General features: G+C 72.7%; 17 protein-coding genes and 1 other RNA gene. 15 read left to right on the forward strand and 3 right to left on the reverse strand.

All coding sequences use genetic code 11. From position 1 onward, the window contains the following. Positions 1-11 precede the first annotated feature (11 nt). From CHB94_RS15860 to CHB94_RS15870, 3 genes are all read left to right on the forward strand, one after another. Entirely contained in the window at positions 12-833 is an 822-nt protein-coding gene (locus CHB94_RS15860; RefSeq protein WP_089337537.1) for a Nif3-like dinuclear metal center hexameric protein, read from the forward strand. A 173-nt stretch (positions 834-1006) separates the two neighbouring features. Next, entirely contained in the window at positions 1007-1747 is a 741-nt protein-coding gene (locus tag CHB94_RS15865; RefSeq protein ID WP_089337538.1) for a zinc ribbon domain-containing protein, read from the forward strand. Positions 1748-1826: 79 nt separating this feature from the next. After that, positions 1827-2918 carry a bifunctional RNase H/acid phosphatase gene (locus tag CHB94_RS15870; RefSeq protein ID WP_089337539.1) on the forward strand — a complete coding sequence of 364 codons (1092 nt, stop codon included), beginning with the start codon at positions 1827-1829 and terminating at the stop codon, positions 2916-2918. Between the two features lie 109 nt (positions 2919-3027). Here the strand turns inward: CHB94_RS15870 and CHB94_RS15875 are convergent, their stop codons facing one another. Together CHB94_RS15875 and CHB94_RS15880 are read right to left on the reverse strand one after the other, a co-directional pair. Beyond that, positions 3028-3783, reverse strand: coding sequence for a sulfite exporter TauE/SafE family protein (locus CHB94_RS15875; RefSeq protein ID WP_089337540.1), 756 nt, complete (start codon positions 3781-3783; stop codon positions 3028-3030). A 28-nt stretch (positions 3784-3811) separates the two neighbouring features. Further along, on the reverse strand, positions 3812-4288 hold the full coding sequence (locus tag CHB94_RS15880; protein ID WP_089337541.1) for a nucleoside deaminase: 477 nt from the start codon (positions 4286-4288) through the stop codon (positions 3812-3814). A gap of 27 nt (positions 4289-4315) precedes the next feature. On the opposite strand from CHB94_RS15880, the gene CHB94_RS15885 reads away from it, so the two are divergent. The 7 genes from CHB94_RS15885 to cobU all read left to right on the forward strand — a co-directional run bounded on the left by CHB94_RS15885 (position 4316) and on the right by cobU (position 10395). Beyond that, on the forward strand, positions 4316-5035 hold the full coding sequence (locus CHB94_RS15885) for a PIG-L deacetylase family protein (protein WP_089337542.1): 720 nt from the start codon (positions 4316-4318) through the stop codon (positions 5033-5035). 62 nt (positions 5036-5097) lie between these two features. Beyond that, an RNA gene (rnpB, locus tag CHB94_RS15890) (RNase P RNA component class A) lies at positions 5098-5499 on the forward strand. A 150-nt stretch (positions 5500-5649) separates the two neighbouring features. Continuing rightward, positions 5650-7557, forward strand: coding sequence for a gluzincin family metallopeptidase (locus CHB94_RS15895; RefSeq protein WP_089337543.1), 1908 nt, complete (start codon positions 5650-5652; stop codon positions 7555-7557). Beyond that, positions 7508-8770 carry a ComEC/Rec2 family competence protein gene (locus CHB94_RS15900; protein WP_089337544.1) on the forward strand — a complete coding sequence of 421 codons (1263 nt, stop codon included), beginning with the start codon at positions 7508-7510 and terminating at the stop codon, positions 8768-8770. The genes CHB94_RS15895 and CHB94_RS15900 overlap by 50 nt, the downstream gene beginning before the upstream one ends. 67 nt (positions 8771-8837) lie before the next feature. After that, positions 8838-9182 carry a hypothetical protein gene (locus CHB94_RS15905; protein ID WP_089337545.1) on the forward strand — a complete coding sequence of 115 codons (345 nt, stop codon included), beginning with the start codon at positions 8838-8840 and terminating at the stop codon, positions 9180-9182. 12 nt (positions 9183-9194) lie between these two features. Continuing rightward, complete coding sequence (locus CHB94_RS15910; RefSeq protein ID WP_089337546.1) at positions 9195-9782, forward strand: hypothetical protein; 588 nt, start codon at positions 9195-9197, stop codon at positions 9780-9782. A 67-nt stretch (positions 9783-9849) separates the two neighbouring features. Beyond that, a complete protein-coding gene (cobU, locus tag CHB94_RS15915) occupies positions 9850-10395 on the forward strand; it encodes a bifunctional adenosylcobinamide kinase/adenosylcobinamide-phosphate guanylyltransferase (protein ID WP_254920694.1) in 546 nt (181 codons plus the stop codon). A gap of 18 nt (positions 10396-10413) precedes the next feature. Here cobU and CHB94_RS15920 read toward each other — a convergent pair whose 3' ends face one another. Beyond that, on the reverse strand, positions 10414-11469 hold the full coding sequence (locus CHB94_RS15920) for a Gfo/Idh/MocA family protein (protein ID WP_217899332.1): 1056 nt from the start codon (positions 11467-11469) through the stop codon (positions 10414-10416). A gap of 140 nt (positions 11470-11609) precedes the next feature. Here CHB94_RS15920 and chrA point away from each other — a divergent pair, with 140 nt between their 5' ends. The 5 genes from chrA (at position 11610) to CHB94_RS15945 (ending at position 15619) form a co-directional block, all read left to right on the forward strand. Continuing rightward, entirely contained in the window at positions 11610-13004 is a 1395-nt protein-coding gene (gene chrA, locus CHB94_RS15925) for a chromate efflux transporter (protein ID WP_254920695.1), read from the forward strand. Positions 13005-13115: 111 nt separating this feature from the next. Continuing rightward, complete coding sequence (locus CHB94_RS15930; RefSeq protein WP_089337547.1) at positions 13116-13835, forward strand: prepilin peptidase; 720 nt, start codon at positions 13116-13118, stop codon at positions 13833-13835. 131 nt (positions 13836-13966) lie between these two features. After that, entirely contained in the window at positions 13967-14164 is a 198-nt protein-coding gene (locus CHB94_RS15935; RefSeq protein ID WP_141137521.1) for a Flp family type IVb pilin, read from the forward strand. A gap of 109 nt (positions 14165-14273) precedes the next feature. Further along, on the forward strand, positions 14274-14669 hold the full coding sequence (locus tag CHB94_RS15940; RefSeq protein WP_089337612.1) for a TadE/TadG family type IV pilus assembly protein: 396 nt from the start codon (positions 14274-14276) through the stop codon (positions 14667-14669). Then, the gene (locus CHB94_RS15945; RefSeq protein ID WP_089337548.1) at positions 14657-15619 is read left to right on the forward strand and encodes a pilus assembly protein TadG-related protein; all 963 of its coding nucleotides are present in this window, start codon (positions 14657-14659) and stop codon (positions 15617-15619) included. Before CHB94_RS15940 ends, CHB94_RS15945 begins: the two co-directional genes overlap by 13 nt. The last annotated feature ends 2 nt before the right edge of the window (positions 15620-15621 follow it).

Raw genomic sequence — 15621 nt, forward strand, 5'->3', positions numbered from 1 at the left:
AGTCCGGAGCCGTGCCCGTACCCCTGCGCCAGGTGATCGCCGCGCTCGACGCCCGCTACGACCCCGCGCTGGCCGAGAGCTGGGACGCCGTCGGGCTCGTGTGCGGCGACCCGGACGAACCGGTGGGCCGGGTGCTGTTCGCCGTCGACCCGACGACCGCCGTCGTGGACGAGGTGATCGAGAGCGGCGCCGACCTGCTCGTCACCCACCATCCGCTCCTGCTCACCCCGGTGCACGGGGTGCCGGCGGACGACCCGAAGGGCCGTCTGGTCCATCGCCTCGTCCGAGCGGGCGCGGGCCTGTTCGTCGCGCACACCAACGCCGACCGGGCGCCTGCTTCCGGTGTCAACGACGCGCTGGCCGCCGTCCTGGGGCTGACCGGGACGGTGCCGCTGGAGCCGTGCGCCGCGGACCCGCGTGCCGGGCTCGGGCGGGTGGGGCAGCTGCCGGAGCCGCTGACCCTCCGGGCGTTCGCGGACCGGGCGGCCGCAGCTCTACCGGAGACCGTCGGTGGGGTCCGCACCGCCGGGGACCCCGAGCGCGTCGTCCACCGCGTGGCGGTGTGTGGCGGCAGCGGGGGCTCGCTGCTCGCCGCGGCCGCGGCGGCCGGCGCCGACGTCCTTCTCACCAGCGATCTCAAGCACCACCCGGCGTCGGACGCGGGGGAGGTGGCGGGGCCGGCGCTCTGCGACGTCGCGCACTACGCCAGCGAGTGGCCCTGGCTGCCGGTGGCGGCAGAGGCGCTGGCGGCGGACCTGTCCGGCCGGGTCGAGGTGGCGGTGTCCCGTCGGCGGACCGACCCGTGGACGCACCGGGCCGGGCGGGGAGCGTGAGCGGTCGGGGGCGTCTCGCCGCGCAGGTAGCAGAAGGACCCCCGTGCCCCCCACCGTAGAAGGACCCCGTCCTCCTCATCCCTCGCAGGCTCGGGACGAGCCTCTGGACGGGGCCGGCGGCGGGACCCTGCACGGGGGTCGGGGACAGGTGGCTGCACGGGTAGGTTGGCCGGGTGAAGGCCGATCACTTCGAGCAGCAGAAGCTGCTGCACCTCGCCGCTGAAGACGTCGCGCTGACCCAGCTGGCCCACCGGCAGCGGAACCTGCCCGAGGTCACCGCCGTGGAGGCCGCGGCCGAGGCCGAGCGGAGCCTCTCCGGCGACGTCGTCCGCGCCGAGACCGAGGTGCGCGACCTGGGCCGCGAGGTGAAGCGGCTGGAGTCCGACGTCGAGACGGTCCGGGCGCGGGAGGCCAAGGACCAGCGGCTGCTGGACTCCGGGAACGTCTCCCCGAAGGAGATGACCAATCTCCAGCACGAGCTGGACTCGCTGAAGCGGCGCCGGTCCGACCTGGAGGACCAGGAGCTCGAGCTCATGCAGCGCCTGGAGGACGCCGAGTCCGCGCTCGCCTCGGCCCAGCAGCGCCTGGAGCAGGCGCGCGCCGAACGGGAGCGGGCCGAGCAGCTGCGCGACGACGCCCTGGCCGACATCGCCGACGGCAGGAAGCGGCACGAGGAGGCCCGGGCCGAGGTGGCCGCCGGGATCGCGGCGCCGCTGCTCTCCCTCTACGACCGGATCCGCACGCAGACCGGCACCACGGGTGCGGCGATGCTGCGGGCGCGGGCCTGCCAGGGGTGCCGGCTCGAGCTGTACGGCAACGAGCTGGCCGCGGTGCGCAACGCCGATCCGCACGAGGTGGTGCGGTGCGAGAACTGTGGCCGGATCCTGGTGCGTACCGCCGAGTCCGGGCTGTGACGCGTCCGGGGACGACGGTGTCGGGAGCATCGCAGGGAGCGCCAGCGACCGAGGAGCGGACCGAGACCGGAGTCGAGCAGTGAGAAGGCTCGTCGTCGAGGCCGACGGGGGATCGCGGGGCAACCCGGGGCCGGCCGGCTACGGCGCGCTGGTGCGGGACGCCGACACCGGCCGGGTGCTGGCCGAGCGGGCCGCGTCGGTCGGGCGGGCCACGAACAACGTGGCCGAGTACGGCGGCCTGGTCGCCGGGCTGCAGGCCGCCCTCGACCTCGACCCGACGGCCAGCGTCGAGGTCCGCATGGACTCCAAGCTGGTCGTCGAGCAGATGTCGGGCCGCTGGAAGATCAAGCACCCCGACATGCAGCAGCTGGCCCTGCAGGCTCAGAAGATCGCCCGTCAGCTCGCCGACGTCCGCTACACGTGGGTGCCGCGTGCGCAGAACGGCGCCGCCGATGCGCTGGCCAACAGTGCGATGGACGGTCGGCCGGTGCACCGGGACCCAGCCGCAGAGGCCGTCGTCCTGGAGGACGACGTCCAGCCGACCGCCGAGCCGGCGCCCGTGGTCACCACGGTGACGCACCTGCTGCGGCACGGGCAGACCGAGCACACCCCGGAGCGTCGGTTCAGCGGCCGTAACGACCTGCCGCTGTCGCGGACCGGGCGCGCCGAGGCGGCGGCTGCCGGCGTGCGCGCCAAGGGGCTCGGCATCGAGGTCGTCGTCGCCTCCCCGCTGCGCCGTACGCGGGAGACGGCGGAGCTGGTCGCGGGGGCGCTGGACCTGCCGGTCACCTTCGACGAGGACCTGGTCGAGCTGGACTTCGGAGATCTCGAGGGCCTCACCTTCGACGAGGGCCGGGCCAAGCACCCGCTGGCCGCCCGGCGCTTCCTCGACGACGTCACCGTCGCCGCTCCGGGCGGGGAGTCCGTCGCCGACGTGAGCGCCCGCGTCGCGCGCGCCCGCCGCCGGATGCTGTCCCAGCACGAGGGCCGCACGGTGCTGGTCGTCAGCCACGTGACGCCGATCAAGCTGCTGCTCGCGGCGGGACTGGGCGTCGGTGACGAGGTGGTGCACCGGATGTTCCTGGACGCCGCGTCGCTGTGCACGGTGGCGTGGTCCTCGGACGGTCGCGCCTCGGTGCGCCTGGTGAACGACACCTCGCACCTGCGATGACACCGCCACCCTCCGGGCGGCACCGCGTCCAGGTGTCGTCCCCCGTTGCGATGAGCCGCTGCGTCGTCCCGTCGGGGAGCCTCCGGCCCCCGCTCCGGAACGACCTGGCTCACACGCGCAGGAACAGGTAGATGGCGACGGCGACGCCGAAGACGACGATGAAGGCCCGCAGCGGCGTCGTCGGGATGCGGGTGGCGACGCGAGCGCCCAGGTAGCCGCCGACCAGGCTGGCCGGCGCGGCGACGGCCACCACGACCCAGTGCACCGGCCCGAACAGGGCGAAGATGACGAGGCTGACGCTCGCGGTCACCGAGGAGAGCACCGACTTCAGTGCGTTGGCCAGCTTGAGCCGGTGCAGGGCGACCCCGAGGACGCCGACCAGGATCACGCCCAGTGCTCCGCCGAAGTAGCCCCCGTACGCGGTGGCGAAGAAGAGCACGACGTAGAGCCAGCCCGGGTCCCGGTGTGGCCGGTCGTCCTCCTCGCGCTTGAGCCGCTTGGTCAGCAGCGGCTGGAAGGCGAGCAGCGTGCTCGCCAGGAGCACGAGGACGGGGACGACGATGTCGAAGGCCTCGGACGGCGTGGTCAGCAGCAGCACGCTGCCGGCCGTTCCGCCCAGGACGGCGACCACGCCCAGCCGGATGATGCGGCTGCGCTGCCCGCCGTATTCGTTGCGGAAGCCGGCCACACCGCCCAGGTAGCCCGGCCACTGGGCCACCGAGTTGGTCACGTTGGCCTCGACGGTGCCCATGCCCAGCGCGACGAGGGTGGGGAAGAGGATGAGCGAGCCGCCACCGGCGATCGAGTTGATGCCACCGGCGATCAACGCGACCCCGGCGGCGATCAGCAGGTCGACGGCGGACACGACCGGCGACCCTACGGCGGGATTGCGGTCAGGCCTGGTGGAACCGCCGGTGCAGCTCGTGGACCTCGTCGTCGAGCCCGGGGACGGGACCCTCCACGGTGAGCCCCGGGGCGACCTCGGTGATCGGCAGCGGCCGGACGGGGGCGGGGGGAGCGCCCAGCTCGGCGAGCCACGCGCCGGTCTGCGCCGCCGAGCTGGCGAAGACGATGCGGCCGAGACCCACCCAGGCGTGCGCTGCCGCGCACATCGGGCAGTGCTCGCCGGACGTGTAGACCGTCGCCGCGGCCCGCTGTTCCGGAGTCAGGTGCGCCGCCGACCAGCGGGCGATGGCGAACTCGGGGTGCTGCGTGGCGTCGCCGCCGGCCACGTGGTTGTGGTCCTCGAACAGCACCTGCCCGTCGGCGTCGACCAGCACGGAGCCGAACGGCTCGTCGCCCGCGTCGAGCGCCGTGCGCGCGAGTTCCACGCAGCGGCGGAGGTGGATGCGATCAACGTCGTCGACCATGTCCCCATCCTGCGACAGACTGCGGCCATGGCATCCAGGCCCATGCCCGACGACTGGCAGCGCGCGCTCGTCGTGGCCGCCCACCCCGACGACATCGAGTACGGCATGGCGGCTGCCGTGGCCGCGTGGACGACGGCCGGCAAAGAGGTGCACTACCTGCTGGCCACCCGCGGCGAGGCCGGTATGGCCGGAGTGCCGCCGGAGACCGCCGGGCCGCTGCGGGAAGAGGAGGAGCGGCGGTCGGCGGCCGTCGCAGGTGTGACCGAGGTGGAGTTCCTCGACCACCGGGACGGCACCCTGGTGGCGGGGCCCGGGCTGCGGCGGGACCTGGCCGCGGCGATCCGGCGGCACCAGCCGCAGCTCGTCGTCACCGGGTACTTCGGTGCGATGTGGACGCCGCCGGGGGTGTCACCGGCCTACGTGAACTCCGCCGACCACCGGGCCCTCGGGCAGTGCGTCCTGGACGCCGTCGCCGATGCCGGGAACGAATGGATCTTCCCGGACATCGCCGAGCCCCGGTGGTCGGGGGTGCAGTACATCGCGGTGCAGGAGATGTCCGACCCTCCACATGAGGTGGACGTCGAGGCTCACGCGGCTACCGCCGTCGCCTCGTTGAGCGAGCACCGCCGGTACCTCGAACTGCTGTCGGACGTCCCTGTCGAGGAGCAGGCGCAGCAGGTCATCGACATGTCGACACTGACCGAGGACGGCGGCCGCCGCGTGGGCTTCCGGCTCTACTGGGGCTGATCACCGGCCCTCGGCGCACACACCCGCGAGTGATCACCGCCTAGACTGTTCGGCACGACGGACGAGTCGGCTGGGCGGTCGCGTCGGCGGGGGCGACCCCGTCGCCGAGGAACGTCCGGGCTCCACAGGGCAGGGTGGTCGCCAACAGCGACCCGGGGTGACCCGCGGGACAGTGCCACAGAGAACAGACCGCCAGTGCTCGCACTGGTAAGGGTGAAACGGCGGTGTAAGAGACCACCGCACACCGGGTGACCGGTGTGGCTCGGTAAACCCCACCCGGAGCAAGGTCAAGAAGGGACGGCGGTCCGCCGTCGTCCTGCGCAGGCGTTCGAGGGCTGCCCGCCCGATGCCTGCGGGTAGACCGCTCGAGCCTGCCGGCAACGGCAGGCCTAGATGGATGACCGCCCATCGGGAGGCCGCAAGGCACCCGTGGACAGAACCCGGCGTACAGGCCGACTCGTCCGTCGTCCTCCGTGCCCGCCCCCCGACGTCGGACGACGTGGAAGCGAAACGTCTGTCGGCGGCCACGCGACTCCGCTAGTTTGCGCCAGCGTCGCGGGTCGGGACCGGCGGTGGGCCTGCCGCGCTCGCGCTGGCACAGACAGGGATGAGCAATGACGCTCGCCGGAGTCAACGTCCCCTCGGTCCCGACCCCCGATCGTCGGCGCCTGCGGACCTTCGCGTTCGACCCCATGTCCACGCGGCTGTCCGGTCGCTACCTGGTGCTCGACGTGCCCTTCGAGACGAACCTGCAGCCGGGCCCGTGCGGCTCGCTGCTGCAGGTGGTGGACTTCGACGCCACGCGTGACCAGTGGTACGAGCCCGTCGACCTCGACGCGGGCGCCGTGCTGGCGCAGGACGGTCTGCGCCCGTCCGAGAGGGACCCCCGGACGCACCAGCAGGTCGTCTACGCCGTCGCCATGAGCGTCATCGAGCGCTTCGAGCGCTTCGTCGGGCGGCGCTTCCGGTGGCGCGCCAACCACCAGTTGCGGCTGGTGCCGCATGCCTTCGAGGGACGCAACGCCTTCTTCGACCCGAGACGTCGTGCGGTCCTGTTCGGCTACTACCGGGCCGACCAGCGTGACCCCGGGCCCAACCTGCCCGGGCAGGTGATCTTCACCTGCCTGTCCTCGGACATCATCGCCCACGAGATCACGCACGCCATCGTCCATCGGTTGCGGCGCTACTTCGCCCAGGCCACGAACTCCGACGTCTTCGCGCTGCACGAGGCCTTCGCCGACCTCGTCGCCCTGTTCCAGCACTTCGTCCACCGGGACGTCGTCATCCAGGCGGTGGCTGCGACCTCCGGTGATCTCCGCAGGAACAGCGGTCTGCTGGACCTCGCCGAGGAGTTCGGCCGCTCGTCCGGCCGCGGCCGGGCGCTGCGCTCGGCCATCGGGACCGAGCGGACACCTGATCGGTTCCGTAGGGCCACCGAGCCGCACGAGCGGGGCGCCTGTTTCGTCGCCGCCGTCTTCGACGCCTACCTGGACGTCTACCAGGCATCCATCGCCGACCTGCTCCGCATCGCCACCGGCGGGTCCGGGGTGCTCCCGCCGGGGCGGCTGCACCCCGACCTGGTCAACCGGGTCGCTGACGAGGCCGTCAAGAACGCCGACCGGCTGCTCGGCATGGTCGTCCGCGCATTCGACTACCTGCCGGTCGTCGACGTGACCTTCGGTGACGTCGTGCGCGCGATCGTCACCGCCGACCGGGTGCTGTTCCCCGATGACAGCGGAAATCTGCGCGGCACCCTCGTCGAGGCCATGCGCCGGCGCGGCATCTACCCGCCACGCGTGACGTCCCTGGCCGATGCCGCCCTGACCTGGCCTGCGCCGGAACAACCGCTCAGCCTGGCCGACCCCGCCGCTCCGGTCGACCTGCAGCCCCTCATCCTGTCGGCCACCAGGGACCTGGACCTCACGGGCGAGGCCGGGCCGGTCATCTCGGCCGCGCCGGCCGCGGGCGGCCGGGCCGGCGAACGGCGGATCGACCAGCAGGTCGGCGCATGGGCACGGCGGCACGCGCACGCGCTGGGCCTCGAACCGTCCGTGGACATCGACCTGGCCGGGATCCATGTGGCCTACCGGCAGGCGGCGGACCGGCAGCCCCGGCCCGAGATCGTCGTGCAACTGACGCAGCGTCGTCCGGACCTCGAGGACCCGGGCCTCGACGAGAACAAACGACCGGTGTTCCGCGCGGGCACGACGCTCATCGCCGGGGTCGACGGCCGCGTCGAGTTCGTGATCGCCAAGCCGTTCCCCTTCCTGGACGAGGGCGCCGTGGCCGCGCTGCCACCCGGCCATGCTGCGCACGGCCACCACCGGGCCGGAACCGACCGGCTGGCCGCGCTGCGGCGGTGGCTCGCGGGCCTGGAGGAGGACGACGCGCTCAGCGCCTGGACCCTCGAGCCGGCGATCGACCGCCTCGACTTCGCGGCCATGCACAACGACGTCGGAGGGGAGGCAGCCGATGTCCGGGTCCACCGTCGCGGTGCGCATGTACAACGTCGGGTTCGGTGACGCCTTCCTGATCACGGTCGAGGGGACGGCGAAGCCGTGGCGCATGCTGATCGACTGCGGCGTCCACAGCCAGGGGCAGGCACGGAAGATCAGCGAGACGGTGGACGCGATCATCAGCGATCTCGCGGCCACCAGCCCCGACGGCACACCGCATCTCGACGTCGTCGCGGCCACACACCACCACGCCGACCACATCTCCGGTTTCTCGGTGGACGCCTGGCAGGACGTGCGGGTCGACGAGGTGTGGCTGCCGTTCGTGGAGGACGAGACCGACGCCGACGCGGCCGCGCTCCGCCGCGCTCAGACCGAGACGGCCCGTCGCCTGCTCGGCCTCATCGAGGCACGCACCCTGGGCCTGGACCCGGGGTCGGGGCCGGCGGACGTGCGGGAGGCCCACTGGTTCGCCCTGAACTCCTTCGGCAACGCCGACGCCACCGACCGGCTGCTCGGTCGGAACGGTCAGCACTTCGCCGGCGCGCACCGGGTGCGGTACTTCCCGCACCCGGACGAAGCGGAGAACACCGTGGCGGTGGCGGGAGGGGACGCGGTGGTCCACGTGGTGGGCCCGTCGCGGGATCCCGAGCAGCTCAAGCGCATGGACCCGCCGAAGAGCGCCGGGTGGCTGCGTCTCGACCTCGACGACCCCGAGGGCGTCGAGGACCTGACCGACGTCCCGCTCTTCGATCCCGACTACGTGGTCAGCGACCGCGACCGGCTGCCCGAGAGCCTCGTGGACGCCAAGCGCTCGCTGAACCTCGTCAGGGTGACCAACGACGCCGGTCTGCTCGGAGCCGCGTCGATCCTGGAGCGGGCCGTCAACAACACCAGCCTGTTCATGGTGCTCGACGTCGGCGGCACGCGGCTGATCTTCCCGGGCGACGCGCAGGAGGGCGCCTGGCAGCACGTCCTGCAGAACCCGGCGAAGACCGACCTGCTCCGGGACGCCGTCTTCTACAAGGTGGGACACCACGGCTCGCACAACGCCACCCCGAAGGACTTCGTCGAGAAGGTGTGGCAGGACGGCGGCTACGCCATGCTGCCGTGGGGCCTGGTCAAGCGCTGGCAGGACGCGATCCCCAAGCGCGAGCTGCTCGCCGCCCTGCACGACCACCAGCACACGGTGATCCGGGCGGATGCCCCGCAGACGCTGCCCGGGGTGGTGACGGTGAACGGCGACCTGTGGAGCGAAGTCGTGTTCACCGTCAACGGGTGAGCGCCGCTCGGGGTGGAACAACCCGGGGGGCGCTCGCCCCGCGGGCCGTCGACGTCGAGGAGAGCGCGTGGCCGAGACCTGGCCGGACCGCAGCGTGGAGTACGAGTACCCGGCATCCACGGAGCCCAACACGAGGAGATGGCAGGCGGGTATCGACGCCGCCCTCGCCGACGGGACGCTGCAGCTGTCGAAGAAGGGGCGGGGGCTGTACGACCTGCACGGCGCCTGTCCGCGCTGCGGCCACGACATGAGCGTGGAGATCGAGTTCGACGTCGGCATGGGCATCGACGTCCAGCCGTCCGGTCGCTACAACGTCGACTGCAACTGCGACGGGTCACACGACGACGAGGACGACGAGCGCGACGGCTGCGGCTGGGGCGGTCCGCTGATCGTCACGATCGCGAAGCCGTAGGGGTGCGGCGTCATGGCGAAGGAGGACGACGACTACTGGAAGGGCGAGGTCACCAAGGCCCGCCGCACGCAGCTCGACGTCGTACGGAAGTCGGCGACGGGGTGGTCCGCTCTCTTCGCGGCCGTCCTCGGCGTCTTCGGGTCGGTCACGTTCGTGGGCGGCCTGACCGGGGTCGACGAGCTGCCCGAGTCACTTGCCGGGGACGTCCGGGTGGCGATCGTCGTGGCCGCGGGCCTGGCGTTGCTCGCCACCGTGCTGGCCGGTCTGGCGGCGAACTCCCTCCCCTCCGTGACGAGCGATCTCACGTTCCAGAAGCTGCGCGACGACACCAAGAACAAGGCGACGAGCGCGCGAAGGCTGCTCAGGTGGGCGCTGCTGTGCGCGGCCGGCGCCGCTGTCATCGTCACCGTGGGGTCGGCCGTCGTGGTGCTCTCGGAGAAGGAGCAGGACGCGGTGACGGCGCCGTCCGCGGTCGTGGTCGTCGACGGCAAGGCGGTCTGCGGCCCGCTGACGGAGGACGCGGACGGTCAGCTGTCGGTCGACGGGATCGCTCTCGGCGACGCCGGGGCCTCGTTCACCGTGGTGAGCTCCTGCCCTTAGCGGCCCGACCAGGAGTTCCCACCTCGGTACGCTCCCATCACATGACCAGCGTGCGGCGGGTGCGACGGTGATCGCGCGTCGGCCGCGGCGGGTCCTCGTGCTCGGCGGCGCACGCTCCGGGAAGTCGTCCTACGCCGAGCAGCTGCTCGGTCGCGAGCGCTCCGTCGAGTACGTCGCCTGTGGCTCCACCCCGGGTCCGGACGACGCCGAGTGGGCCCGACGGGTCGCCCTGCACCGGGTCCGGCGCCCCGCGTCCTGGAGCACCGTCGAGACGATCGACCTGCCGAGCGTCCTGGGCAGCACCGGACCGCCCGTCCTGATCGACTGCCTGACCACCTGGCTGTCCCGCGTCATGGACGACTGCGGGGTCTGGACCGAGGAACCCGGCGCGGACGAGCGCCTGGCCGCCGCGGTCGACGAGGCCGTCGACGCCTGGACCCGCTGCCGTCGCCGGGTGGTGGCGGTGAGCAACGAGGTCGGGTCGGGCATCGTCCCGGCCACGCCGTCCGGCCGGCGCTTCCGCGACGAGCTCGGCATCCTCAACGCCCGCATCGCCGCCGCGTCCGACCGGGTGTGGCTCGTGACCGCCGGGCTGCCCCAGCGGCTGCGCTGACGATTCACAGGCTGACGATCAGAGGCTGACGACGACGCCCTCGGTCGCGCTGCGGCGCGCGGCGTCCAGCACGGTCGCCGAGGCGATGGCGTCCCGCGGGTCCACCGGCAACGGGCCGAGCCCGCGGACGGCGCGGGCGAACGACGGGTAGAAGGTGTCCCACGCGCCGTTCTCCGTGGGCACCGTCTCGCCGGCGCCCCCGCGGTACAGCCGGCCCCACCGCTCGGCCGGCTCGGCGCCCCACTCCGCGCCGAGCGTCGCGGGCGTGTGCCCGGCGAGCAGCACATCTTCCTGGACGTCCATGAGCGTGCGGTGGACGTAGCCCGCGGCGGTCCCGGTGACCCGGAACCGCGGCCCCGGCGCCCCCTGGCTCCAGCTGCCCCACAGGTGGGACCGAGCGCCGTTCGCGTGGGCGAGTGCGACGAAGACGTCGTCGTCCAGACCGTTCTCGCGCAACCGCCACTCGGCGTAGACGGAGTCCACCGGCCCCAGCAGGACGAGGGACTGGTCGACGAGGTGGCTGCCGAAGTCGAGCAGGGTTCCGCCGCCGGAGGCGCCGGGTCCGGCGTCGGGAGCCAGCCGTTCGAAGCGCGACTCGAACCGGACGACGTCGCCCAGCGTTCCGTCGGCGACCAGCCTGCGCACGGTCAGGAAGTCGGAGTCCCATCGCCGGTTCTGGTACGGCGACAGCGCCAGTCCGAGCCGCTCGGCGAGCTCCACCGACCTGGTCGCGGCGGCGGCATCCAGGGCGAACGGCTTGTCGCACACCACCGCGAGCCCCAGTTCCAGCGCACGGTCGGTCAGCTCGCTGTGCGTCGCGGCGGGGGTGGAGATCGCCACCGCCTCGGCGCCGGCCGCCGCCAGTTCCTCCAACGAGCCGAACGTCGACCGGCCGGGGGAGTCTTCGTCGACCAGCGCCCGGCGGTCGGGCGAGGACGTGACGACTCCGAGGAACTCGCACTCCGGGGCGGCACCCAGCAACGGCGCGTGGAAGTACCGGCCGCCGAAGCCGTAGCCCACCAGGCCGAAGCGGACGGGGGGCGGCACCGCGGACGGCGGCCGGCTCGTGGTCACGGGGCGATCATGCCCGGCGGACGTTCCGCGTCGTGTCGAGCGTCGTGATCTGCGCTGCGCAGTGCTCCCAGGTGCGGCGGAACGGGTGCCCCCTGGTTCGATGGACACGTCGCGCCCGCGCCCCGGTACCAGGAGAGCCCGTGACCAGCGAGACCGAGCCGATGCCGCAGGCCGGCCCGTCCGCACCCGTCGTCCCCTTCCGGACGGCGGTGCGCGCCTGGTTCGCCATCTCGCTGCAGACCTTCGGCGGCCCGGCCGGGCAGATCGCCGTCATGCAGCGGACGTTGGTCGACGACAAGCGGTGGATCGGCCAGCGTCGGTTCCTGCATGCCATGAACTACTGCATGCTGCTGCCCGGACCGGAGGCCCAGCAGCTGGCCACCTACGTCGGCTGGCTGCTGCACGGCACCCGCGGCGGTCTCGTCGCCGGAGGCCTCTTCGTCCTCCCGGGTGTGATCGCCCTGCTGGTCCTGTCGGCGGTGTACGTGGCCTTCGGCTCGACCGTGGCGGTCAGCGCGCTGTTCGCGGGGCTCGCGCCCGCCGTGCTCGCGATCGTCGTCCAGGCGGTCCTCCGGGTGGCCAAGCGAGCCCTGAGCAACCCGGCCCTCCTCACCATCGCCGTCCTCTCCTTCCTGGCGCTCGCGCTGTTCGCCGTGCCGTTCCCGGTGGTGGTCCTGGCGGCCGGGCTGGTCGGATGGGCGCTGGCGCGGTGGCGCCCGTCGGCGCTCCCCGAACGGGGCGCGGCCGAGGTCGTCGACGCCGGCCCGCCGCCGGTCGTCCCGGACGACGTCCTGCACACCGAACGGCCGTCGTCCCGGCGCACGCTCCGGATGCTGCTGGTCGGGCTGCTCGTGTGGGGTGTCCCGGTGGGCGCCTTCGCACTGCTGACCGGCGGCGACAGCGTCTTCACCCAGCAGGGCCTGTTCTTCTCCGGGGCCGCGGTGGTCACCTTCGGCGGCGCCTACGCGGTGCTCGCCTACGTGGCGCAGCAGGCGGTGCAGGTCTACGGCTGGCTGGCACCGGGGGAGATGGTGCGTGGTCTTGCCCTGGCCGAGACGACGCCCGGGCCGCTGATCATGGTCGTCCAGTTCGTGGCGTTCCTCGGGGCCTACCGTGCCCCGGGGGAGCTGGACCCCTGGGTGGCGGCAGTGCTCGCCTCGTTGCTGGTCACCTGGGTGACCTTCGTGCCCAGCTTCCTCTTCGTGCTGCTCGGCGCTCCCTACGTGGAACGGCTGCGTGGCAACCGGTCGCTGTCGGCCGCCCTGACCGGCATCACCGCCGCGGTCGTGGGCGTGATCGCGAACCTCGGGGTCTACTTCGCCGTGCACACCCTGTTCCGGGAGACGCACGCCGTCGACGGATTCGGGCTGGCGATCGAGTTACCGGACCTCGGGACCGTCCGCCCGGTGGCCGTCGCCATCGCCGTCGTCGCCGCCGTGCTGATCTTCCGGCTCAAGTGGTCGGTGCTCCGGACCCTCGGTGGCTGCGCTCTTCTCGGCCTCGTCGCCGGACTGTCCGGTCTCCCGGTGCACTGACGTACGTCGCCGCCCAGAAGTACCCGGAGGGCTACTGCAACTGACCTCCCGGGCGGCGGGCGCGCGCTGTGTCAAGGTGAGCGCCGTGCCCGCCGCCCCCCGCCTCGCCCCGTGGTGACCGCACTCGTCGTCGTGGCGGGGGCGCTGGGCCTGGTGGTCGGGCACCTGCTGAACCACGCGGCGGGCCGGTTCCCCTGGCCGGATCAGAAACGGGCCGGGAGCCGCGGAGCGGCCACGCCGACGACCGGGCGCCTGCCGGTACGCCCCCTGCACGATTGCGTCGGTGTCGCCGTGCGTGGGCCCGCCGTCGATGTCGGGGCGGCGCTGCTGTTCGTGCTCGCGACGCTCCGGTTCGGTCCCTCCTGGGAACTACCCGCTTTCCTCTTCCTCGCGGCCGCGGGCGTACTGCTCGCGGTGATCGACTTCCAGCACCACCTCCTGCCCAACCGCGTCGTCGTCCCCTCCATCGGGATCGGCGCCGTCCTCCTGCTCGTCGCCGCGGTCGCGGGGCAGGAGTGGGCCGCCCTGCTGAGGGCCGTGCTCGGCGCCGTCATCCTGTTCGCCGTCTTCCTGGTCCTGGCGCTCATCTCGCCCCACAGCCTGGGCATGGGGGACGTGAAGCTCTCCGGCCTGCTCGGCCTCTACCTCGGCTGGCTGGGGTGGGGCGCCCTCGTCGTCGGCGCCGCTGCGGGCTTCGTGATCCAGGCGCTATTCGCCCTCGTGCTGCTGGCCGGATGGCGGATCGGGCTGCGCGGTGAGCTGCCGTTCGGACCCGCGATGCTCGCCGGCGCGGTGTTGGCCATCGGATGGAGTGACGCGCTCCTCAGCTGAAAGGGCCCGGGGTCACTCTTTCGGGTGAGGATGCTCAAGCCGCGGCGTGTCCAGGACGACATAGCTCCCAGAAGCCGCAAGGACGGGTCAACCGACCCGGTCTGGCCGGCAGACACCACTCTGGAGTACTCGTGCTGAACACGTACGCCACCCTGGTCAGCCTGGTCGCCTTCGCCCAGGACCGCCTCAAGCGCGACGAGAAGGGCGCCACCGCCGTCGAGTACGGCCTCATGGTCGGCCTGATCGCCGTCGTCATCATCGGCGCCGTGACGTTGCTGGGCGGCGAGCTCAACGGCCTCTTCACGGCCATCGTGAACGCCCTTCCCTGACGGTCGTCCGAGTCGCTCCGGCGCAGCGGCCTCCACCAGGGGGCCGCTGCGCCGTTGCACATGTCGGGCGCAGGACACAGCCGTTCAGGTCGGGAGGAGGTGAGCGGTGATGCGCGAAGGACTACGGACGGAGCGCGGTGCGACGGCGGTGGAGTTCGCCCTCATCGTGCCGCTGCTCATCGTGCTCGTGATCGGTATCGCCGAGTTCGGTCGCGCCTTCCAGGTGCAGGGCACGCTCTCGGCGGCCGCTCGCGAGGGGGTGCGGCTGATGGCGCTGCAGAACGACCCCGCCGCGGCCCGCGCCGCGGTGCGCAACGCTGCGGCCTCCCTCGACCCCGGGATCACCGACGGTCAGATCACGATCAGCCCCGCGTCCTGCCCGGTGCTCAACGGCGGCAGCACGTCGGTGCGTCTCACCATCGACTACCCCATGCCCTACCTCACCGGCTTCTTCGGGACCGGCGTCGACCTGACCGGAACGGGAGTCATGCGATGCAACGGCTGACCTCCCGGCTCCGCCGTCGGCTGGACGGCGAGCGCGGCGCCACAGCGGTGATGTTCGCCCTGCTGCTGGTGCCGATGCTCGGCTTCGCCGCCATCGCCGTCGACGTCGGTGCGCTCTACGCCGAGCGCGCCCGCCTGCAGGTCGGCGCGGACGCCGCGGCGATCGCCGTCGCCCAGGACTGCTCCCGTGGGAACTGCGGCGACATGCTGGCCACCGCGCAGGCCCTCATCGCCGCCAACGACACCGAGGGCACGGCCGCGCAGCCGGTCCTGAGCAGCGACCCGCTGAGCGTCACCGTCACCGGGGGCACCCCCCAGGAGCACTGGTTCGCGCCCGTGATCGGGCACGACTCCACGCGAGTCTCGGCGACGGCCACCGTCGGCTGGGGGGGCCCCAGCCAGGGCACCGCCGTGCTCCCCCTCACCTTCTCCTGGTGCTCGTTCAAGGCCCAGACCGGCGGTGGCCTGCCCTCGGGCACCACCGTCCGGACGATCTACCTGACCAAGTCGGCCAGTGCCGAGGCCAGCTGCACGGGTCCCTCCGGCAACGTCGTGCCGGGTGGCTTCGGCTACGTGCAGAGCGACCCGGGCACGTGCGAGGTGACCAGCGCGATCGACGGCCAGATGTACAGCTCCACCGGGAACACGCCCCCGTCGGACTGCTCCCCGGCGAACTTCGCCGAGTGGACCGGCCAGACCGTGCTGCTGCCGATCTTCGACGAGTTCGGGGAGGGCGGCGCCAACGGCTGGTACCGCGTCTACGGCTACGCGGCGTTCCGGCTGACCGGCTACCACTTCGGCGGCCAGTACAGCTCCAACCCGAAGCCGTGCGGCGGCAACGAGCGCTGCGTGACCGGTTACTTCACCCGCTTCGTCGAGCTGTCCGACGCCTGGAACTACAGCCCGGACGCCCCGCAACTGGGGTCCTCGATCCTCCGACTGATCCGATAGGG

This window comes from Blastococcus mobilis (genome assembly GCF_900188025.1).
GTDB classification, from domain to species: Bacteria; Actinomycetota; Actinomycetes; order Mycobacteriales; family Geodermatophilaceae; genus Blastococcus_B; species Blastococcus_B mobilis.